This is a genomic window from Luteolibacter sp. Y139 (assembly GCF_038066715.1).
GTDB lineage: Bacteria > Verrucomicrobiota > Verrucomicrobiia > Verrucomicrobiales > Akkermansiaceae > Haloferula > Haloferula soli.
The window spans coordinates 1-21,057 of sequence record NZ_JBBUKT010000008.1 but is presented as its reverse complement, the minus strand read 5'-3'; the positions used below and the strand labels follow the sequence as shown (position 1 = coordinate 21,057).

The following is a 21,057-nucleotide window of genomic DNA, read 5'->3' as shown; positions in this document are numbered from 1 at the left end:
AGATCAAGAGAACCCAGAAACCAGCTCCAGCAAAGAAAAAGCCCCGCCGGACGAACCAGCGGGGCTTTGAAGGGAACTAGCGGAGCGCTTTAGTAGCGGTAGTGGTCGGCCTTGTAAGGACCTTCCACCGGCACGCTGATGTAGTCTGCCTGCTCCTGGGTGAGCTTGGTCAGCTTGGCACCCACCTTCGCGAGGTGGAGGCGGGCGACTTCCTCGTCGAGCTTCTTGTCGAGCACCTTCACTTCGCCGGCCTTGTAGGTGTCCTTGTTCTTCCAGAGGTCGATCTGGGCGAGCGTCTGGTTGGTGAAGCTGTTGGACATCACGAAGCTCGGGTGGCCGGTGGCGCAGCCGAGGTTCACCAGGCGGCCTTCGGCCAGCATGTAAATGCTGTCGCCGGTAGGGAAGGTGTACTTGTCCACCTGCGGCTTGATGTTCGTGCGCGTCACGCCGGGGGCGTTGTTGAGCTTGTCGATCTCGATCTCGTTGTCGAAGTGACCGATGTTACACACGATGGCCTGATCCTTCATCTTCTCCATGTGCTCCAGGCGGATGATGCCGAAGTTACCCGTGGTGGTGACGTAGATGTCGCCCCAGCCGAGGGTGTCCTCGACGGTCAGCACGCGGAAGCCTTCCATCGCGGCCTGCAGGGCGCAGATCGGATCGACTTCGGTGACGACGACCTGGGCACCTTGGCCGCGGAGAGCCTGGGCGCAACCCTTGCCGACATCGCCGTAGCCGCAGACCACGCCGACCTTGCCGGAGATCATCACGTCGGTGGCACGCTTGATGCCATCGACCAGCGACTCGCGGCAGCCGTAAAGGTTGTCGAACTTCGACTTGGTAACGGAGTCGTTCACGTTGATGGCGGGCACCAGCAGGGTGCCGGCCTTCGCCATCTGATAGAGGCGGTGGACACCGGTGGTGGTCTCTTCGGAGACACCCTTCCAATCCTTCACGATCTTCGCGAAGATGCCGGGCTGCTTGGCGTGAACGTCCTTGAGGAGGTCCTTGATGACCTGCTCCTCGTGGTTGCCGGACGGGGTATTGACCCAGTCGGAACCGTTCTCGAGCTCGTAGCCCTTGTGAATGAGCAGCGTGGCGTCGCCACCGTCATCGACGATGAGTTCCGGGCCAAGGCCAGCCGGATTGACCAGCGCCTGCCAGGTACACCACCAATACTCTTCGAGGGTCTCACCCTTCCAAGCGAAGACCGGGACACCGGCAGCGGCGATCGCGGCGGCGGCGTGGTCTTGGGTGGAGAAGATGTTGCAGGAAACCCAGCGGACTTCGGCGCCGAGCGCGACGAGGGTCTCGATGAGCACCGCGGTCTGGATGGTCATGTGCAGTGAGCCCATGATGCGGACGCCCTGCAGCGGCTTCTCCGGGCCATACTTGGCGCGGGTCGCCATGAGGCCGGGCATTTCGTGCTCGGCGATCTCGATTTCTTTCCGGCCGAAATCCGCGAGGGAAATGTCGGCGACCTTATAGTCAGTGAAGGTAGTGGACATGGTGTTCGTGAGTTACTTGATGGCTTTCTTGAGGGCGGCGACCTTGTCGGTGCGCTCCCAAGTCAGGTCGGCGTCATCCTTGCCGAAGTGACCGTAGTTGGTGGACTTGCCGTAGATCGGGCGAAGCAGGTTAAGCTGCTTGATGATGTCGGCGGGCTTGAAGGAGAAGACCTTCAGGACCGCGGCGAGGATGTCGGCGTCGGGCTTGGTGCCGGTGCCGAAGGTGTCAACGTGAACGCTGACCGGGAGAGGGTGACCAATCGCGTAGGCGAACTGGATTTCAACCTTCTTCGCAAGGCCGGCGGCGACGACGTTCTTGGCAACCCAGCGGCCCATGTAGGCGGCGGAGCGGTCCACCTTCGACGGGTCCTTGCCGGAAAAGGCGCCACCACCGTGGCGGCCCATGCCACCGTAGGTGTCCACGATGATCTTGCGGCCGGTGAGGCCGGAATCGCCCTGAGGGCCGCCGATCACGAAGTTGCCGGTCGGGTTGATGAGATACTCGGTCTGCTTGGTGAGCATGTTCTTCGGCAGCACCTTCTTGATGACCTGCTCGATGCAGAACTTCTCGATCACCGCGTGTTCCACACCGGCGGCGTGCTGGGTGGAAATGACCACGTTCACGATGCGGGTCGGCTTGCCATCGACGTATTCGACGGAGACCTGCGACTTCGCGTCCGGGCGGAGCCACTTGACCTTGCCGCTCTTGCGGATGCGGGTCAGCTCGCGGCCGAGGCGGTGCGCATACATGATCGGGGCGGGCATCAGCTCCGGCGTTTCGTCGCTGGCGTAGCCGAACATGATGCCCTGGTCGCCGGCACCTTGCTCGGCGGTCTTCTTGCCCTTGGCCTTCTTGGCGTCGACGCCCTGAGCGATGTCGGGCGACTGGCCGGTGAGGTAGTTGTTAATGAACAGCGTGTCGGCATGGAAAATGTCGTCGCTGTTGGTGTAGCCGATGCCGCGGACGGCATTCCGGATCACTTGCTCGTAGTCGATTTTCGCCTTGGAGGTGATTTCGCCGCCGACGACGACGATGTTCGACTTCACGAAGGTTTCGCAGGCGACCCGGCTTTTCGGGTCTTGGGCAAGCAGCGCGTCGAGGATCGCGTCAGAGATGGTGTCAGCTACTTTGTCCGGATGGCCTTCGCCGACGGACTCGGAAGAGAAAATGTAGGTGCTCATTGGGGCGGTTAATTTTCGTATCGTCAAATCGCGATGGGTTGATGTATCCGGTTGGCCATGGCGTCAATGCTGAAATCCCTGAAGCTTCTAACCGACCCGACCCGGCTGCGGATCCTGCTCCTTTTGGATGCGGAGGCGCTGAGCGTGGCCGACCTGCAGGAGCTACTGGGAATGGGCCAGAGCCGGATTTCGACGCAGCTTTCCCAGCTCAAGGCTGGTGGCCTGGTGACCGACGAACGCAGCGGGAAGCACAATTTCTACCGCTCCGAGATGGGTCCCGACCTCCTCAAGCTCGCCAAGGAAGCCGCCAAGGAGGTCCCCGAGGTCGAGAAAGACACCTCCGCCCTGCGCCACCTCCAGCGGAAGCGCCGGGACAAGACCCGCGCCTATTTCGACGAACTCGCCGGACGATTCGGCAAGGACTACGTCCCGGGCCGCTCGTGGAAGGGTCTCGCAGAAGCCCTCCTCAAGGTGACCAACCAAGGCGTGGTCGCCGACCTCGGAGCTGGCGAAGGGACGCTGGCCCAGATGCTCGCCCGGCAGGCCGACCAAGTGATCGCCGTGGACCTCTCGCCAAAGATGGTTGAGTTCGGCCGCGAGCTCGCGGTGAAGCACGAGCTGCCGAATCTGGAATACCGCCTCGGGGACATCGAAGAGCCGCCACTCGACGACGCCTCAGTGGACCTCGCCTTCCTGAGCCAAGCCCTCCACCACGCCGGCAGCCCCGAGAAGGCGCTCCAACAGGCATTCCGGATCGTGAAGCCCGGCGGCCGTTTGGTGGTGCTGGATTTACTCCAACATACGTTTGAACAAGCCCGCGAACTCTACGCCGACGTCTGGCTCGGCTTCAGCGAAGGCGAGCTGGCCGCGATGCTAGAGAAGGCGGGCTTTGTGAATATCGAGACCGCCGTCGTGGATCGCGAGTCGGAGCCGCCGCACTTTCAAACGCTGCTGGCAGTAGCCAAAAAGCCAGCTTAACGATCGTTTGAATCGAGCTGTGTTGGCTTCGCGCCCGCTCACCCGCATCTCAGGCAAACGATAGCGACTCCACGGCAGGCCCTTCACCAAGCTGGCAGCCTGGAGAAAGCGCCCCGGGAGGCCGGGAGGATCACCTCGTAGCGCAGATTCATCCCAACAAACGAGGGCGAGCTGGATGCAATGCTGAGGACGGCGGGCGAACGTCGAGACCGCCGGGGCGGATCGCGAGTCGGAACCACCGCACTTTCAAACGCCGCCAGCCGTCGCCAAGAAGCCTCACCTCACAATTGCTTGAATCGCTTGTTGGTCGAACGGCGATCTAGAGCCATTTGTTGTCGCACTCCGCTCACAGTTATTTCGGATAAACGATAGAGATTCGATAACTCTATGAAAGTAATAGAGTTATTCACATCAATTCACAATGATGCGCTTGAAACAATTACAGCGAACAACACCACCCAATAGTCAATCGTTCGCTTGAATTAACTTCGCGCGAGTTATCCCCAATTTATTCACAATGCCACCACCCCGGGACACGAATGCTTTAAGCAATGGCTTGTTTGCCTCCCATCTGCTTCAAGCTGCGGATCTCCAAATGCTGGCGTGACCCGTTGGTCGAATCCGTATTCGTTCGGTTCGTGCTTCGCCACCTGCCGCTGCTTCTCGCTCTTAGTCTCGCCGCCTGCGGCACCCGGAAAACGGAGAGCGTCACGCTCCCGGGGATCCCTGTGGAACCTCCGGGCGCATCTCAGACCCCGGCGTCTCGAGACCAGACTGATACCTCTCACTCCACCCCTCCTCCGCAGCATCAGCAGCCAGCCGAAGCCACCCGGGTCGTCGAAGTCACTCGGTCGGGGATCACCATCACCGCGGTCACGTTCGACAGCCGCACCCACCACCTCTCCATCGCCGACCAAGCCGGCGGCCCCGGATCGCGGTGGCCAGATGCTGCCGCGGCCGGACGAGAGCTCGGCGGAATCGCCGCCGTGAACGCCGGCTTCTTCACCCCGGAGGGCAAGCCCCTCGGACTCGTGGTCACGGGCGGCAAGCGGGTCAGCCCTGTGAACAACTCGTCCTCGCTCGGCGCAGGTCTTTTCATTGGCGGCCCCTCCCTCACCCTCCAGCGGCGCGGCCACTCCACCAGCGCTCCGGAGATCCTCCAGAGCGGCCCCTTCCTCGTCGAAAATGGCCACGTGATCTCCGGCCTCAGCCAGGACAGCTCCACCGCCCGTAGCGTCCTCGGCTGGGATGGCGGCAGTCGCTGGTTCATCGCACGGACCGGCGCCTGCTCACTCGCCAGCCTCGGCCAGGGGCTCGCCGGAGCGGAAATCGGCGGGGTGAAAGTCCGTACCGTCCTCAATCTCGACGGCGGCCGCTCCTCCGACCTGTGGGTGGCCTCGTCCGTCCCGGGCGGACCGGTCTCCCAGCGCCCGTTTTGGAATAAGCCCGTGCGGAACTTCCTCGTGCTGGTCCCCCGGCGCTGAGGATTTTCGAAAATTGGTTCACCTATGTGAAATTTCACCGGAGGGTGAGATCATCGCCGCGAGCCGTTGAAATCAGGGCATTCCCGGGGCTGCCGGATTCACTTTTGGACAGCTCCGCGCGTCGATGCTAGACGTCTGCCGCAAACCAAGGTCGCCATCCCCCGATGCCTATGAAACCCCTCTGCTGCGCCATCGCTGCCCTGTCTCTCGCTTCCTGCGCCCAGGTCAGCCAATTGAAGACCGCCACCGTTGGCGGTTTTTCGAAGGTTTCCAGCGGCCTTGCCAGCGCGACCGATGCGACCATGGCGAAGATCATGCCGCCCAAGATCCCCGTCGTGGAAGTCCGCGAAAAGGACCTGAAGCCGGTGAAGACCGGGCAGGAGCAAGCGGTCGCGTTTGAAAAGACCCGCCGCAACAGCTTCTGGAATATGTTCCGCGGTCCCGTGGATTTCCATGAGCCAGCGCTCCCCGCAGATGCCGGCATCATGGACGGCGAGCTGCTGCCTCCGCCGCCCGCGGACGAGTGATTTGCGGCCTCGACGATTTTTCCGACCGTTTTTTCTAAACCCTGGAGAAAACGGCCACATTCGGAAAGCGTCGATGAAACCCCAAACCCTCCCTTTCCTCGCCCTCGCTGTGCTGGGCACTCTCCCGGTCGCTTCGGCCGCCTCAGGAATTTTCGGCACGGGCACCGTTCTTGGCGTCAATGGAACCAAGACGCTCTATGCGACGACGTTGCTGAACGACAACCGTCACGTTCCCATCAATGTCACGGCACCCACGCTTGATCTGGACGGCATCCCGTCGTCGGTCGGCACCTTCAATCCCACCGTGGGCGATACGTTGGTGCTTCGCGGCGGCGACGTGCTGACCTTCAAGAACGGCACCGATAATATCACCGGCGCGGTCCTGAACTACCGCATCGACGGAGGCTCGTTCCAGACCTTCAACCTGACCTTCAACGAAAACAACGTGAACGGAGCAGGCGGTGACCAGCGGTGGTATGGCGAAGGAGCGAACGTCAATTTGCTCACCGGCCTGAGCAATGGCGATCACACGCTCCAGGTCTTCTACACCGCGCCCTTCACCTTCACCGGCGGCTCGGGAACCCACACGATCAACAACAGCACGGCGAACTACGCGTTCAATTTCACGGTGGTTCCGGAACCGGCCGCTGCCCTTCTCGGCTCCTTCGGCCTGCTCGCCCTCCTGCGCCGCCGGAAGTAGCCTCACCTTCTCTCATACCCGTGGAAAAGCCCGGTCGGTTCCTCCGCCGGGCTTTTTCATTTTCAGCGGGAAGCAGTCATTCGGACGTTGGCAAGCCGCCGGGCATGCCCTACCCCTCGCCCCGCCATGCTCAAAGCCGGAATCGTCGGACTCCCGAACGTCGGAAAATCCACCCTCTTCAACGCCGTCACCCGCTCCCGCAAGGCGGAGGCGGCGAACTACCCGTTCTGCACCATCGATCCGAATGTAGGCATGGTGATCGTGCCCGATTCCCGGCTCGCCGTGCTTTCGAAGATCTCCGGCTCCCAGAAGCTGGTCCCCACCGCGATCGAGTTCGTCGATATCGCCGGCCTCGTGAAGGGTGCCTCGGAAGGTGCCGGCCTCGGCAACCAGTTCCTCGCCAATATCCGCGAGACCGACGCCATCGTCCAGGTCGTCCGCTGCTTCGAGAATGACGACATCATTCACGAGCTCGGCACCGTCGACCCGATCCGCGACATCGAGATCATCAATGCCGAGCTGATCCTCGCCGACATCGCCGCCATGGAGAAGCGCCGTGTCTCTCGCGAGAAGAAGGCCAAGAGCGGCGACAAGGAATCCAAGGCCGAGGTCGAACTGATCGACAAACTGCTGCCGCACCTCAACGCCGAAAAGCCCGCGCTCACGCTCCAGCTCAGCGACACCGAGCGCGAGCTGATGAAGGACTTCTTCCTGCTCTCCGACAAAAGGACCATCTTCGCCTGCAACGTGGCCGAGGACGAACTGGCCGCCGCCCAAGCCGACCCGGATTCGCACCCGATGGTGGCCAAGGTCCGCAAGTTCGCCGCTGAAGCGCACGGTGCCGAAGCCGTCGTCATTTCCGCTAAGATCGAGGAGGAACTCGTGGACCTCACCCCCGAGGAAGCCACTGAGCTTCTCGCCGACATGGGCATCTCCGATTCCGGCGTGTCCGCACTCATCCGCGCCGTCTATCACCTGCTCGGCCTGCGCACCTACCTCACCACCGGCGTGCAGGAAACCCGCGCCTGGACCATCCACGAAGGCGACAAGGCACCCGCCGCTGCTGGCGTCATCCACACCGACTTCGAGCGCGGCTTCATCGCGGCTGAAGTCGTCCACTACGACGACCTCGTCGCCGCCGGCACCAAGCACGGCGCCAAGGAAGCCGGCAAGCTCCGCATCGAAGGCAAGGAATACGTCGTGAAGGACGGCGACGTGATCGAGTTCCGCTTCAACGTGAGCAAGTGATCGAGCCGCGGCTATCCGCCGCGAGTCTCTGACTTTCCAAGCCCCTCTTCCCTCTCTAGGGTCGAGGGGCCTCTTCGTTTCAGCGATCCGGAAAGCAAAAGATCGACATGGACTTGCTTCAACAACCGCCGCCCGACGCCCCTGCTCCGCCACCGGGACCCGAGGCGATGCGGTCGCGACATGTCATGAAATGGATCATCATCGCCGGGACTCTGTCCATTCTCGGCCTTCTCATGTTCGGCGTCGTCTCGAGACTCCTTATCAGAAAATCCGATCCTTACTCTCTAAGAACCGAAGCCATCGACCACGCGAAGCAGATCAATCTCGCTTTCATCGATTTCGACAATGACTACGGAAGCTTTCCCGACGATTCCACCATCGCCGATGTCAATGACGCCACAGGCTCAAGCCTGCCTCCAAGCGCATCGTCTTCGAATGAGATTTTCCGCCAGCTGATTGCGGCCGGCAACAAGACCGAGAAAATCTTTTGGGCATGGTCCCCAGCAACACCGCGCAAGCCGGACGAGAACATCAGCGCCGGCCACGCCTTGGAAAAGGGTGAGTGCTCCTTCGCCTATGTGAACTCTGCTGGTCCTACGGCACCGTTATTGATGACTCCTGTGATTCCTAGCACGCATTGCTTCCAACGGTTCAAGGAATACGACAATCAAGCAGTGATTCTCTTCATCGATGGAAGCGTGAAACTCTTGCCTGTCGATAACCACGGCCAAGTCGAACTCAACGGTATGAACCTCTTCGACCCCAGCCAACCCTTCTGGAAGGGGAAGGCTCCAGACATCAAGTGGCCGGAGTAGCCGATCCCCGTGCAAAGCGAGGTGGCCAAGCGGCTCTTGTGAATTGGCCAGCTTGCCCCCGGATTCATTCGAGGTGAATGTTAGCCAATGGAACTGACACCCCAGCCGCCTCCCGATGTCCCCGCCCCGCCAGCGGGACCGGAGGCGGCTAGGTCCAAGACTATCTTTCGCCGCATCTTAGCCTTCGGAGGTCTTTCCATTGCACTGTCGATAGGACTTCTCTCGCCGCTTCTCTTCAAAGGACGTCTATTCCCCGAGCGGCAGGAGGCCATCAACAACGCAAAAAGCCTTCATCTCGCCCTTCTTGATTTCGACAACGACTACGGAAGCTTTCCCAACGCATCCACCATCGCAGACGTCAAGGATGCCACCAGCACGCCCCTCCCACTGGGTGCCTCGTCTTCGAACGAAATTTTCCGCCAACTGATCGCAGCTGGAACCAAGAGCGAGAGGATCTTTTGGGCACCGAGTTCGATTACCCCGCACAAGCCTGACAATAACATCAGCGGAAGCCATGCACTGGAAATGGGTGAGTGCGCTTTTGCTTACATCGCAGGCCTATCTTCATCCAGCAATCCGACTTCGCCGGTCCTGATGGCACCCGTAAATTCAATGAAGCGGTGCTTTGAGCGGCGGGCCAACTACGATGACAAAGCAGTGGTTCTCTTCGTCGATGGGACTAGGAAAAATCTTCCCGTCGACAAGCACGGCCACGTCCAGCTCAACGGCATGGACATCTTCGACCCGCGCCAACCCTTCTGGAAAGGCACAGCACCGGACATCAAGTGGCCGGAGTAGCAGGCAGTCCGGAATTCCCCCTTCAAATTCATGACAAAACACCCTGCAACTTCTCTCCGGGTGCGCCTGTTTCATCTCATTGGACCTTTCCTCCAACCAGCCATGAAACCAAAAGCCTTTCGATTCGCCCCGCTGACCTTCGTCCTCCTCGCGACCGCCGTCGCCCCGGCTCAGGAAACCCCTCCGGCAACCCCGGCCGAAACGCCCGCCGCGCCGGAGCAGCCCGCCGCCAATCCCGCGGCTGACCTCACCGCCGCCGCCGAGAAACTCGCCGCGGCCACCAGCTACGCCTGGAGCAACACGACCTCCTTCGGCGGCAATTTCGGCGACCGCACCACCAGTGGCAAGAAGGGAAGCGGCGGTTACATCCTCGTCACCATGCCAGGCCGCGATCAGGAGTTTCAGGTCCTCGCCCGCAAGGGCAAGGCCGCCATGCAGCGCGATGGCGCCTGGGTCGTGCCGAATCCCGATACCGAAGAGCAAGGCCCCGGCCGCTGGGTCGCGCGCATGGTGCAAAACCTCCACGAACCCACCACCGACGCCAAAGACCTGGTCTCCAAGGCCAAGGACGTGAAGCTCGAAAACGGCAGCATCCGAGGAACGCTCGATGAAGCCACCGCGAAAGAGCTGATCTCGTTCCGCGGATTCGGCGGCCGTCGCGGAGGTGGTGGCGGCGGTGGCCAAGGTGGCGGAAATGGCGGGCCGCCGGAAGTCTCCGGAGCCGGTGGCTCGGTGAGCTTCACCGTCACCGATGGCGTGCTGACCGGCTACGAACTCACGCTCACCGGGAAAATGAATTTCAATGGCGAGGACCGCGATGTGAATCGCACCACCAAGGTATCTTTCACCGGCGTCGGCTCCACCACCTTCGATATCCCCGAAGCGGCAGCAGGCTTGCTGTCGGAATGAGTGAATCTCCCCCGAAAAAGCAACGCGGCCGTCCCCCGGGCCGCGTTCTTTTCGGTGGCGTATCACTTTGTCGGAATGCGGCCCGGAGAATTGCCTCTTCTCACGGATGATTTCTCTCTTTCCGGAATTTTCCCGTACGCCCGGGTTTTCCGTGCCGTGCGCATGCCGAGTGCTACCCTTCGGGCTATGACGTGGGAATCAGGCTTTCAGCGCAGCTTGAGAGTCGCACTGGCGATGACGGCGATGCATGCCGCGGCCATCGCTCAGGATCCCGCAACCCTCGATGCCGGGCGAAGCGCGTTTCTGAAGGGTGACTACGCAGCCAGTCTCGAAGCGGCGAAGAAAGGCACCCCGGTGAATGACAACTATCCGGAATTCGCCGCGCTGGAAATCCGCACGCTGCTGGAGACCGGCAAGTATCATGAAGCGGCCGAGCGCGCGAATGAACTCGGCCGGGGAGCCGCCTTCGATCCCGAGCTCGCATTGCAAGCTGCTCGCGCCTACCGGGCGACCGGTGCCGTGGAGGAAGCGACCACGCTGACCGAGCGCGCGGCGAGATTCCAGCCGGACCACCCGACCAAGGGTAACTCGCGCAAGACGGCGGCCTACGCGGAGCTTCTGTTAGATCACCGTGTCGATGCGAAGATGGTGCTCGAGCGTTTGCTGGAGCCGGCGAAAAAGGCCGACCCCGAAGGTCGTGAACCTTACCTCGCCCTCGGCAAGCTCGCCCTGGCGAATCATGACCGCCAACTCGCTGCGGAATACTTTCGCGAGGGTCTGAAACGCTTCCCCGGCGATCCGGATTTCAACCTCGGACTCGACCAGTCGGGCCTCGAACTCCCCGCGGCTAACCGTGAGCCCGGTATCGCAAGCTATCTCGACCTCGCGCTAAAGGCGAATCCGAAGCACACCGCCGCACTGCTTCACAAGGCGACCCTCCTCACTGGCCGCAAAGCCTTCAAGGAAGCGAAGGACGTCCTTCAACAGGTGCTGGCCATCAATCCGGATCACCCCGAGGCATGGGCCGATCTCGCTGCCATCGCTCTCGTGCAGGATGATGAGAAGGAGGCGAAAGCCTCCATCGAACGGGCTCACAAGTTCTACGAAGAGAACCCACGCGTCCCCGAGATCATCGGCACGACCTTGGCAGGACAGTATCGCTTTGAGGAAGGCATCAAGTATCTGGAGGAAGCACGGCAGCTCGATCCGGTGTCACCCTCCATCCTCTTCGAGCTTGGTTCGAATCAACTTCGCTTCGGCCAGCTTGAACCCGGCTGGGAGAATGTCGCCCAAGCACACGAGCTGGACCCCTACAACGTCGCCGCCTTCAATCTCATCACCCTGCGCGACAAGCTGCGCGACTACCCGGTGCGAAACAAAGAAGGCGTCCGCCTTCGCATGTCGCCCGAGGACATGGCCGTCTTCGGCACTCGCGCGCTGAATCTCGCAGCCCGCGCGAAAAACACTCTCGCCGACAAATACGGCATCAAGCTCTCCGCGCCGATGATGGTGGAGATCCTGCCGAAGCAGGAAGACTTCGCGATCCGCACCTTCGGGCTGCCCGGCGGTGAGTCATTCCTCGGCGTCTGCTTCGGCCCGCTGATCACCATGACCAGCCCCCGCGGTCGCTTGGGCCGCTCGAATTGGGAATCGGTGCTGTGGCACGAGATGACGCACACCATCACCCTCGATGCCAGCCGCCATCGCATCCCGCGCTGGCTCTCGGAAGGCATCAGCGTCTTCGAGGAGCGGGAGGTCCATGCCGGGTGGGGCCAGGGCATGACTTCGGAATTCCGGCAGCGCTTCCTTGATGGAAATGTGCCGTCGATCACCCGGCTCGATGAGTCCTTCGCCGGCGAGGACATCATGCTCGGCTACTATCACGCCTCGCTCGTTGCGGAATACATTGTCCGCACCTTTGGCATGGGAGCGATGCGTTCCATTCTCGCCGACCTCTCCGATGGCAAGCCGGTGGCCGATGCCATCGCCAACCACACCAAGCTGATCGAGGAGCTGGACAAGTCCTTCCTCGACTACGCCAAGAAGATCGCCTCCACCTACGGACCGGATCTCGATTGGAAGCCACTAGATGACGAGGAATACGTCGCCTATCGCAAGGATCCCGCCGCATGGGTGGCAGCGAACCCCAAGCGCTACGCCGCCACCATGATGCTCGTCTCTTCGCTCACCGAAGAGCGGAAATGGAAGGAGTCGAAGGCATTGTTAGAAAAGATTATCGGCGCCGAACCGAACAACCGCGAGTCATTCAATCCCTACTGGTCTCTCGCCCTCGCCTGCCGCGGCCTCAACGATGAAGAGGGCGAACGCGCCGCTCTGACGAAGCTGCTCTCCATCGATTCGAACGTTTCCGACGCCGCGGCACGCCTGCTCGAACTCGGCGGCACACTTCCCGCCGCCGAACGCGCGGCCCAAGGCGACCAAATGCTCCAGACCAATCCCTTCCAGGAAAAGGCCTACCGCACACTGGCCGCAGCAGCGAAGGAATCCGGCGATACAAGGCGCACCCGCGAGTCACTGGAGTCCTTGCTCGCGCTCGAACCACGCGACGCGGGCCGCCTTCATTTCGATCTCGCGACCCTGTTGCGAAAGTCCGATCCCAAGGAGTCCCGTAGGCAGGTGTTGAAAGCTCTGGAAGAAAACCCGCGCTTTCAGGCCGCCTTGGAACTTCTCACCACTTTCCCTCCTGCCGAATGAAGCCCGCGCTCGCCATCGCCAGCTTGTTGCTCTTCGCCTTCATTGCGGACTCCTCCGGTCAAGGCCGCTGGGGTCGTGGCCGTCGGAGCGAACCCACCCTTGGCGACCGCAATGGCGTGGAGCGCTGGCACAATGACCCGCGTTTTCCGGACGACACCTTCCGCTTCGTCCGCTTGCGCCCCGAGAATCACTACAAGTGGGCGACGGACTACCCGGACAGCGACCTGAACTTTTCGTTCCGCCTCCAGCAGATGACCGCGATTCGCGTAAATCCGGAGCCGATCATCCTCCCGATCCTCGATCCCGAACTGAAGAAGTATCCCTTCCTCTACACCCTCGAGACCGGCTCACTCGACCTGACGGAAGAAGAGACCAAGATCCTGCGCGAGCATTTGCTCAATGGCGGATTCCTGATGATCGATGACTTCTGGGGCGATGACGAGTGGGAGAACACCCGCGACCAGATGAAAAAGGTCTTCCCCGACCTGCCGATCAAGGAGCTGGAACTCGACCACCCGATCTTCAGCACGGTCTTCCCGATGAAGGTGAAGCCGCAGATCCCGGCGATTGAGGTCGCCCTCCGCGGACGCTACACCGGCGTCTTCTGGGAAAAGGGTGCGAAGGGTGCCCACTTCCACGGCATCTTCGATACCAAGGGCCGCCTGATGGTCATCATCTGCCAGAATACCGACCTCGGCGATGGCTGGGAGCGCGAAGGCGAGGACCCCTTCTACTTCGCCGAATTCAGCGAGAAGCTCGCCTTTCCGATGGGCATCAACATCGTCGTCTATTCGATGACCCACTGACTTTATCTCATGATCACCGCCAACGATTCACTAGCCACGGAAGAACAGCTCGTCCGCCGCATCTCGGAAGGGCGGGACCGCATCCGCAAGGAACTCGCCAAGGTCATCCGCGGCCAGGACGACGTCATTGAGCTGCTGCTCATCGCGCTGCTCTCCGGTGGCCATGCGCTCATCACCGGCGCACCGGGACTTGCGAAGACGCTGCTCATCCAATCAACCGCCAGGCTCTTTCACCTCTCCTTCAACCGAATCCAATTCACCCCGGACCTGATGCCCGCGGACATCACCGGCACCGAGATCCTCGGCGATTCTCCGGATGGTGGCCGCCGACTCGAATTCGTGAAGGGACCGCTTTTCGCCAATCTCATCCTCGCGGACGAAATCAACCGCACGCCGCCGAAGACGCAGTCCGCGCTGTTAGAAGCGATGCAGGAGCACCAGGTCACCGCCGCCGGTGTGCGCTATCCATTGGAAGAACCGTTCTTCGTCCTGGCCACCAAGAACCCGGTGGAAATGGAAGGCACCTATCCCCTGCCGGAGGCCCAGCTCGACCGCTTCATGTTCGACATCCGCATCGACTACCTCAGTGAGGACGATGAGGTGGCGGTGGTCACCAGCACCACCTCGAAGCGCCCGGAGCCCATCGAAGCGCTCTTCACCGGCGAGGACCTGCTGGCATTCCATGAAATCGTGAGGCGGGTGCCGATCGCCGAGGAAACCGCCCGCTACGCCGTGCGCCTCGTCGGTGCCTCTCGCCCGAACCGCCCGGGCACCCCCGACTTCATCAACGAATGGGTAAACTGGGGCGCCGGCCTCCGTGCCGCGCAATGCCTCGTCATCGGCGGCAAGGCCCGAGCACTCCTCGCCGGTCGCACCCACGTCACACCGGATGACATCCGCGCGCTCGCCCATCCCGTGCTCCGCCATCGCATCCTACCGAATTTCCGCGCCGAGGCTGAGGGCGTCACGCCCGAGGGTATCGTCGATCGCCTGCTCAAGCATGTGCCACTTCCGTAATCCAAGGAATCAAGATGCCAGACATTGGAGCATACCTGAACGTCTACAACACCGCCCTCGTAATCCTTGAGCGCAAAGGATGGTCTCTTGAATTCGAGCAGGAAAGGGAATGGTGGCATGCTCGGAATGCAGAATGGCACTTTCTAGCAGACGACCCAATTCAACTTCTCGGTTTGGTTTCCATCCACGAATTCCACCAACCCAGAACGAAGAATGAGTATTGGTGGAAAATTGACGATCCAGACTTGCTTGGACACCTCGATCCGAGAGTGAAATAATGAACCCTAATCCATCATCCCCGCGCTCATCAAACTTCGCCGATCCGGTGGCGTTGATGCGCGTCCGCAGCCTCGAACTGCGCGCACGCACGGTAGTGGAGGGATTCTGGAAAGGCCTCCACCGCAGTCCGCGGCACGGCTTCTCCGCCGAATTCGCTGAATACCGCCAATACGTCCCGGGCGATGACATCCGCTATCTCGACTGGAAAGTGCTCGCCCGCCGCGACAAGTCCTTCATCCGGAAATTCCGCGAGGAAACCAATGTCCGCTGCCACGTCCTATTAGACCTGAGCCGCTCGATGGGCTACGGCTCGAAGTCCTACACCAAGCTCGAATACGCCCGCACCCTCGCCGCGACGCTGGCGATGTTCCTTCATCAGCAAGGCGACGAGATCGGCTTGCTCACCTTCGACGAAGTCGCACGCGATTATCTCCCGCCGCGTCATCGCAGCGGACACCTGCATGCCATCCTCGCCGCGCTGGATCGTCCTGCCCTCGGCCTGGGCGCGGCGCTGCATTCCCCGGTCGATGCCATCCTCTCCCGCGGCCGCATGCGTGGGTTGGTCTTCGTCATTTCCGATTTCCTCACGCCTCTCACAGAACTGAAAGCCCCTCTATCGGCACTCGCCGCCTGTGGACACGACGTCAGCCTGATGCAGACGCTCGATCCGGCCGAGATCCACTTCACCTTCGATTCCACCGTGAACTTCGAGGACATGGAATCCGGCCGCGTCCTGCCCGCCGATCCCGACCGTCTGCGCGCGGGCTACTTAAAGAAGTTCAGCGAGCACCAGCAGGGCCTCAAGTCACTCTGCGACACACTCGGCATCCTTCATCACCTGCTGCCGACCGGCCAGCCGCTGGAGACCGCCCTCCACACCTACCTTTCCGATCGCCAATCGCTCGGCCAACGCATCGTCCGCAAGAGCAGCTCATGAATTGAACCGTGGCCTTCCTCGCTCCATTCTTCCTCGCCGGACTGGCAGCCCTCGCGCTGCCGGTCCTGCTGCATCTGCGGAAGAACCGCCCGAAGGAAACGGTCGCCTTCTCCTCGCTGATGTTCTTTGAGGATCATCCGCCCATCACCAAGCGCCGCGCGCGTCTGCAGGATATCCTCTTGCTCATCCTGCGCTGCGCCGCACTCGCACTGATGGTCCTCGCCTTTGCCCGGCCATTCTTCCCCGCAAAGGAAAACTCCCCCGCCCCGCCCACCGGTGCCACCACGCACTTCATCCTCATCGACACCAGCGCCAGCATGCGCGGCGAACCGGAGGAGAAAGCCATTGCCGCCGCGCGCGAGGAAATCGAGAAGTTGCCAAAGGATGATGCGATCGCGGTCGCAACCTTCTCGGATCGTCTCCACATCTTGTTAGATCCTGAACGCGCCCGCGGCCTCGTGCCCGGCGAACGCAAGTCCACCGCGCTGGCCTTGCTCGGCGAGGTGCAGGCCGATTGGCAGGCCACCCATCTCGACGATGCCATCCTCTCCGCCGTCGCCGCGGCCGGCGGGGACACACCGCTTCACCTCCACCTCTTCGGTGACTTTCAGAAAGGCTCCACACTGGATCGCCTGCGCAATGAATCATGGCCGGACGCCCTGCGCATCGTCCTTCATCCCACCGCTCCTGCCGACAGCAGGACCAATGCCGGCGTGCAAATGCTACCACCGGAAAAGCAAGTCCGGCGCGCCCGCGTGACCAATGCCGCGGGCTCCGCAAAGTCCGCGTTCACGCTGGAGTGGAGCGGCACCGCGGTGAAGACCACAATCTCGGTTCCGGCCGGCGAAAGCGCCATCTTCGACGCGCCCGAGGGAGTTCCTACCGAAGGCAAGGTCACCCTCACCGGAGACGACTACGCGTTCGACAACGAAGCTTCGTGGACCACCTCGGCTCTGCCCGTCGTGAAGATCTGGCATCCGAGTCCCAGCGAAGTCACTGATACAACGGAGACCACCTACTTCCTCCACCGTGCCATGCAGCCGACCGCGGATTATTCGGTCGAGATCATCGACACGCCTACCACCGAAGCCCCCGCGCTCACCATCACGGATGGGAAACCGGGAGATGTCTCCGCCTTGCGCAAGGTGATTGAGGATGGCGGAACCGCCTTGCTCACCCTGCGTGATGTCTCAGCCGCCAAGGTTCTCGAAGATCTCGTCCAAGTCACCGATGCCACACCGACCGAAGCAAAAGTGAAGGACCACGCCCGCTTCGGAGAGATCGATTTCAAGTCACCGGTCTTCGCGCCGTTTGCCGATCCCCGCTACTCGGACTTCAGCGGCATCCGTATCTGGAAATATCGCGTGCTTCCCGAGAAGCTCGTCTCGCCAGGCAAGGTGCTCGCCCGCTTCGACAATGGCGATCCGGCATGGCTGAGCTATCCGCTCGGCAAGGGAACCCTCCACGTCCTCACCACCACCTGGCGCCCCGCCGATAGCCAGCTCGCCCTAACAACCAAGTTCGCGCCGCTGCTTCACTCGCTGATCGCAAACGCTGGCCAAGGTCGCGGCGTCTACTTCGTCGGTTACGACGGGATTGACGCCCCCGGCATCCACGCCTCGGGCAACCGGCGGATCGCCATCCAGATCGATCCCGCTGAATCCGAGCTCACACCCTTGCCCGAGGCCGATCTCCGCGCACTCGGCCTGCCTCTCGATGAACCGGTGATCGCAAAGGCCAACGCGATGACCGCCACCCTTTCCAGTGCCGAGCAGGAAAGCCGCCAACGCACTGGCTGGTGGCTGCTCGTCGCCGCCGCATTATTCTATCTCGCTGAAACCGCGTGGGCTGCCTTGGCGGGCAACCGCGCCAACCCCGCCACGTCATGATCCGCCGATTGCACGCCATCCTTGCCGAGCTCGCGCGGCGACGGCAGCAGCAACGCCTCCACGGCGGACTCGCCGTGACCTGGTGGCTGGGCCTCTTCGCCGCCATCCTCCTGTGGCGCTCTGGAGTTCCAGCGCGCACCTTGGCCACGGATTTGTTGCCGCTCTTGGCTGTCGCTTCTGCCGCAGTCTGGTGGTGGAGCCGCAGCGGCTTGGGCAATCCCCGTGAGGTTGCGAAGCTGGTGGAAACGAAATACCCCGAACTGAGAACCGCGCTGCTCGCCGCACTCGACCAACATCCCGAAGGAGGCTCGTTCAACTACCTCCAACTTCGATTGCTCGTCGAGTCGGTCGCCGCCGCCGAGCGCGACGAGTGGCTCGAGCTCGTTCCCCAGCCGCGGCTGAAAGGATTGCGCACGCTGAATCTCATCGGCATCGCGTTGTTCGGGCTGGGGCTCGTGTCGACCTTGATTCCCACCGGGACACATGTCGCCAACACCACCCCGGCAGAGGAAAAGATCGCCGCCGCCACGCCGCTGGATATTTCGGTGGAACCCGGCGACATCGAGATCGAGCGCGGCACCTCTCTGACGATCCAAGCACGCTTTGGCATCAACATCCCGGCCGAGGCATCGCTCGAGACCACCGATGAGTCGGGGCAAGTCCGCTCTCTTCCGATGACCCGGCCGTTTACGGATCCCGTCTTTCAAGCCCGGCTCTCCGCGGTCCCCGGGCCGATGGATTACCGTATCGTGACCGCCGGCGGGAGCAGCCGTTCCTTCAAGGTTCGCGTCTTCGATCTTCCCGCGCTGGTCAGTTCGCAAGCCGTGCTGACTTTTCCCGAGCACCTCGCCAAGCAGCCGGAGACGATCAAGGATCCGCGCTCCATCCAAGTCCCTGAGCGCACATCGATCGCACTCTCCTTCACGGCGAATCTCCCCGGCCTGACTGCCACGCTGAATGCAAAGGACAAGCAACCGGTGAAGCTCACCGCGGACCCCGCCAATCCCGCGCGCTATCTTGCGAACCTCACGCCGAAGGAGAGCGCCCGCTACGAACTCGTCCTCACTGATAGCGCTGGACGCCGCAACTCGCGCAAGGACCTGCTCGATATCAAGGTGCTCCCTAACAAGGCACCCGTCGTGAAGGTCCTGCTGCCTCGCAAGAACGACAAGGCCACGCCGATCCAGGAGGTCCGCCTCGAAGCCAAGATCACCGACGACACCGGCCTGCTCACACAGGGACTCCGCTACACGCTCGATGGCGAGAAGTGGCACGAGCTTGAAACTCCGGTCGCCGCAGGAGGAAAGCTGGCACCTCTTTCCGAGCTGATCGATCTTGAAGCAGCCGGAGCGAAGCCAAAGGACATCCTCATGTGGAATGCTTGGGCCGAAGACCTCGGGCCCGACGGCAAAAAGCGCCGGGTCAACGGCGACATCCACATCGTCCGCGTCCGCGACTTCGACGAGACCTTCCGTCAGCAAGCCGCTCCACCCGGTGGGGAGCAGGAACAACAAGCAGGAGCCGAAGGCGAGCCTGCTGGCGGTGCCGCAGATCTCATCAAGACGGAGACGCAGATCCTCAACGCCACTTGGGCGATTCGCCGTGATCACGCAGAAATCAACGACACGCCACCCGAATCGGATGAGCTTGAAACTCTCCGCCGCTCGCAGGAAATCGCCATTGAAACCGCAACCGCGTTGGAAGCGGAGCAGACCAACCCATCCGTCCGCCAGCATCTGACCGATGCGCGGCTCGCGATGAAGGACGCGCTCGGCGAGCTCACCAGCGCGAAGGAGAAGACTTCCGCAGCTCCTCTTGAGGAGGCAATCAGCGATGAGCAAGTCGCGCTACGCCATCTCTATCAGCTCATGAGTTCGGAGACGATGATCATGACCGGCCAGAACGCCGGGCAACAATCGTCATCATCCTCCGAGGAAATGCAGCGGGACGAACTCGAGCTGGAGCAGAAAGAAACGCCCTATCAGGCCGAAAAGCAGGCCCGTCCCGAAACCCCGGCCGGTGAAGCAGCCCAAGCGATGGACACGCTCCGCAAGCTTGAAGAACTCGCCAAACGCCAGCGCGATCTCAATGAGGAAATACAAGCCCTCCAAAACGCGCTTGCCGAAGCCAACACACCCGAGAAGCGCGCCGAGGTGGAGCGCCAGCTCAAGCAACTCCGCGAGCAGCAGCGCGAATTGCTTGCCGATGTGGACCAGCTTCGTGAGCAAACAAATGACCCCTCCCGCGACGGATCCCAACAGCCCAAGAGCGAGGCCCTCGACGAAGCTCGCGAACGCGCACAGCAGGCAAGCGAGCAGCTTTCCGAAAACAAGCTTGGCGAGGCGCTCGCGGCAGGACGCAGGACGCAAGAAACCTTGGAGCAAGAGCATGAAGATTTCCGCAAGAACAGCGCCGCGCAACTGGCGGAACAACTTCGCGACCTGCGACAAGACGCCCGCGCTCTAAAGGAGCGACAGCAGCAGCTCGCCGAATCGAGTGCTCAGGAGGAAGCGCCCCGTAGTCCTCGTCTGCGCGAATCGGAGGCCGCCACACCTGAGATCGCCCGACAACGTGACGACCTCCAGAAGCTGATGGATAACGTCCGCGAGACCGCCCAATCCGCGGAACGTGCGGAGCCCCTAGTATCCAAAGATCTCTCCGAGGCACTCCGCGGAGCAGAGCAAAACCAGATCGCCCGTTCTCTCGAGCAAATGGAGCAAGCCGGTGCCAAGAGTCCCGCCGCCGAACGCGCAGCCGAGGGCATCGCCGATCTAACACAAGGAATTGAAGGCGCCGCCGAGCGCGTGCTCGGCGACGAGGCCCAAGCGCTCCGCTATGCGCGCGATCAACTGCAACAGCTTTCGGAACAAGCCACAGGTCAGGGTCAGCCCGGCAAGCAAGCTGACAACCAGCCACGGCAAGGCGATCCACCGGGACAGCAGCCCGGTGAAGGCGAACCCGGCGAACAAGCAGACAGCCAACCCGGACAGGGGCAGCGTGGCGAACAAGCGGGCAATCAACCCGGCCAAGGAAACCAGCCGGGACAGCAGCCCGGACAAGGCCAGCCTGGTGAACAAGCGGGCAATCAACCCGGCCAAGGCAACCAACCGGGACAACAGCCCGGACAAGGTCAGCGTGGTGAACAAGCAGACAATCAACCCGGTCAAGGCAACCAACCGGGACAACAGCCCGGACAAGGTCAGCGTGGTGAACAAGCAGGCAATCAACCCGGCCAGGGAAACCAACCGGGACAACAGCCCGGACA

15 protein-coding genes and 1 pseudogene are annotated in these 21,057 nt (G+C 61.8%); 14 read left to right on the top strand and 2 right to left on the bottom strand.

Translation table 11 applies throughout. The annotated features are described in order from the left end of the window. Positions 1-89: 89 nt before the first annotated feature. Entirely contained in the window at positions 90-1,508 is a 1,419-nt protein-coding gene (ahcY, locus tag WKV53_RS18805) for an adenosylhomocysteinase (RefSeq protein ID WP_341406330.1), read from the bottom strand. A gap of 12 nt (positions 1,509-1,520) precedes the next feature. Continuing rightward, complete coding sequence (gene metK, locus WKV53_RS18800; RefSeq protein ID WP_341406329.1) at positions 1,521-2,690, bottom strand: methionine adenosyltransferase; 1,170 nt, start codon at positions 2,688-2,690, stop codon at positions 1,521-1,523. Between the two features lie 57 nt (positions 2,691-2,747). On the opposite strand from metK, the gene WKV53_RS18795 reads away from it, so the two are divergent. The 14 genes and pseudogenes from WKV53_RS18795 to WKV53_RS18730 form a co-directional block, all read left to right on the top strand. Then, positions 2,748-3,668, top strand: a complete 921-nt coding sequence (locus WKV53_RS18795; RefSeq protein WP_341406328.1) for an ArsR/SmtB family transcription factor — start codon at positions 2,748-2,750, stop codon at positions 3,666-3,668. Positions 3,669-4,306: 638 nt separating this feature from the next. Beyond that, entirely contained in the window at positions 4,307-5,152 is an 846-nt protein-coding gene (locus WKV53_RS18790; RefSeq protein WP_341406327.1) for a phosphodiester glycosidase family protein, read from the top strand. A gap of 170 nt (positions 5,153-5,322) precedes the next feature. Next, positions 5,323-5,679: a hypothetical protein gene (locus WKV53_RS18785; protein ID WP_341406326.1), complete on the top strand. Its 357-nt coding sequence runs from the start codon at positions 5,323-5,325 to the stop codon at positions 5,677-5,679. Positions 5,680-5,752: 73 nt separating this feature from the next. Beyond that, on the top strand, positions 5,753-6,379 hold the full coding sequence (locus tag WKV53_RS18780; RefSeq protein ID WP_341406325.1) for a hypothetical protein: 627 nt from the start codon (positions 5,753-5,755) through the stop codon (positions 6,377-6,379). Positions 6,380-6,505: 126 nt separating this feature from the next. After that, complete coding sequence (ychF, locus tag WKV53_RS18775; protein WP_341406324.1) at positions 6,506-7,627, top strand: redox-regulated ATPase YchF; 1,122 nt, start codon at positions 6,506-6,508, stop codon at positions 7,625-7,627. A gap of 185 nt (positions 7,628-7,812) precedes the next feature. Further along, the gene (locus WKV53_RS18770) at positions 7,813-8,442 is read left to right on the top strand and encodes a hypothetical protein (protein WP_341406323.1); all 630 of its coding nucleotides are present in this window, start codon (positions 7,813-7,815) and stop codon (positions 8,440-8,442) included. A gap of 612 nt (positions 8,443-9,054) precedes the next feature. Beyond that, positions 9,055-9,240 (top strand): hypothetical protein, encoded by a 186-nt coding sequence (locus tag WKV53_RS18765; RefSeq protein ID WP_341406322.1) that lies wholly within the window; start codon positions 9,055-9,057, stop codon positions 9,238-9,240. A gap of 102 nt (positions 9,241-9,342) precedes the next feature. Next, a complete protein-coding gene (locus WKV53_RS18760; RefSeq protein ID WP_341406321.1) occupies positions 9,343-10,149 on the top strand; it encodes a hypothetical protein in 807 nt (268 codons plus the stop codon). Positions 10,150-10,335: 186 nt separating this feature from the next. Then, entirely contained in the window at positions 10,336-12,864 is a 2,529-nt protein-coding gene (locus WKV53_RS18755; RefSeq protein WP_341406320.1) for a tetratricopeptide repeat protein, read from the top strand. Further along, the gene (locus WKV53_RS18750; protein ID WP_341406319.1) at positions 12,861-13,670 is read left to right on the top strand and encodes a DUF4159 domain-containing protein; all 810 of its coding nucleotides are present in this window, start codon (positions 12,861-12,863) and stop codon (positions 13,668-13,670) included. Before WKV53_RS18755 ends, WKV53_RS18750 begins: the two co-directional genes overlap by 4 nt. A gap of 9 nt (positions 13,671-13,679) precedes the next feature. Further along, a complete protein-coding gene (locus tag WKV53_RS18745; protein WP_341406318.1) occupies positions 13,680-14,687 on the top strand; it encodes an AAA family ATPase in 1,008 nt (335 codons plus the stop codon). A gap of 277 nt (positions 14,688-14,964) precedes the next feature. Further along, the gene (locus WKV53_RS18740) at positions 14,965-15,903 is read left to right on the top strand and encodes a DUF58 domain-containing protein (protein ID WP_341406317.1); all 939 of its coding nucleotides are present in this window, start codon (positions 14,965-14,967) and stop codon (positions 15,901-15,903) included. An 8-nt stretch (positions 15,904-15,911) separates the two neighbouring features. Continuing rightward, positions 15,912-17,792, top strand: coding sequence for a BatA domain-containing protein (locus WKV53_RS18735; protein ID WP_341406316.1), 1,881 nt, complete (start codon positions 15,912-15,914; stop codon positions 17,790-17,792). Further along, a pseudogene (locus WKV53_RS18730) lies at positions 17,789-21,057 on the top strand (hypothetical protein); the annotation flags it as partial. The gene WKV53_RS18735 and the pseudogene WKV53_RS18730, both read left to right, overlap by 4 nt.

Coding starts and splice junctions, on each gene's coding strand:
- WKV53_RS18750 (WP_341406319.1), top strand. CDS start 12,861: ATGAAGCCCGCGCTCGCCATCGCCAGCTTGTTGCTCTTCGCCTTCATT.
- metK (WP_341406329.1), bottom strand. CDS start 2,690: ATGAGCACCTACATTTTCTCTTCCGAGTCCGTCGGCGAAGGCCATCCG.
- WKV53_RS18770 (WP_341406323.1), top strand. CDS start 7,813: ATGAAATGGATCATCATCGCCGGGACTCTGTCCATTCTCGGCCTTCTC.
- WKV53_RS18755 (WP_341406320.1), top strand. CDS start 10,336: ATGACGTGGGAATCAGGCTTTCAGCGCAGCTTGAGAGTCGCACTGGCG.
- WKV53_RS18780 (WP_341406325.1), top strand. CDS start 5,753: ATGAAACCCCAAACCCTCCCTTTCCTCGCCCTCGCTGTGCTGGGCACT.
- WKV53_RS18745 (WP_341406318.1), top strand. CDS start 13,680: ATGATCACCGCCAACGATTCACTAGCCACGGAAGAACAGCTCGTCCGC.
- WKV53_RS18760 (WP_341406321.1), top strand. CDS start 9,343: ATGAAACCAAAAGCCTTTCGATTCGCCCCGCTGACCTTCGTCCTCCTC.
- WKV53_RS18765 (WP_341406322.1), top strand. CDS start 9,055: ATGAAGCGGTGCTTTGAGCGGCGGGCCAACTACGATGACAAAGCAGTG.
- WKV53_RS18795 (WP_341406328.1), top strand. CDS start 2,748: ATGGCGTCAATGCTGAAATCCCTGAAGCTTCTAACCGACCCGACCCGG.
- ychF (WP_341406324.1), top strand. CDS start 6,506: ATGCTCAAAGCCGGAATCGTCGGACTCCCGAACGTCGGAAAATCCACC.
- WKV53_RS18785 (WP_341406326.1), top strand. CDS start 5,323: ATGAAACCCCTCTGCTGCGCCATCGCTGCCCTGTCTCTCGCTTCCTGC.
- WKV53_RS18740 (WP_341406317.1), top strand. CDS start 14,965: ATGAACCCTAATCCATCATCCCCGCGCTCATCAAACTTCGCCGATCCG.
- ahcY (WP_341406330.1), bottom strand. CDS start 1,508: ATGTCCACTACCTTCACTGACTATAAGGTCGCCGACATTTCCCTCGCG.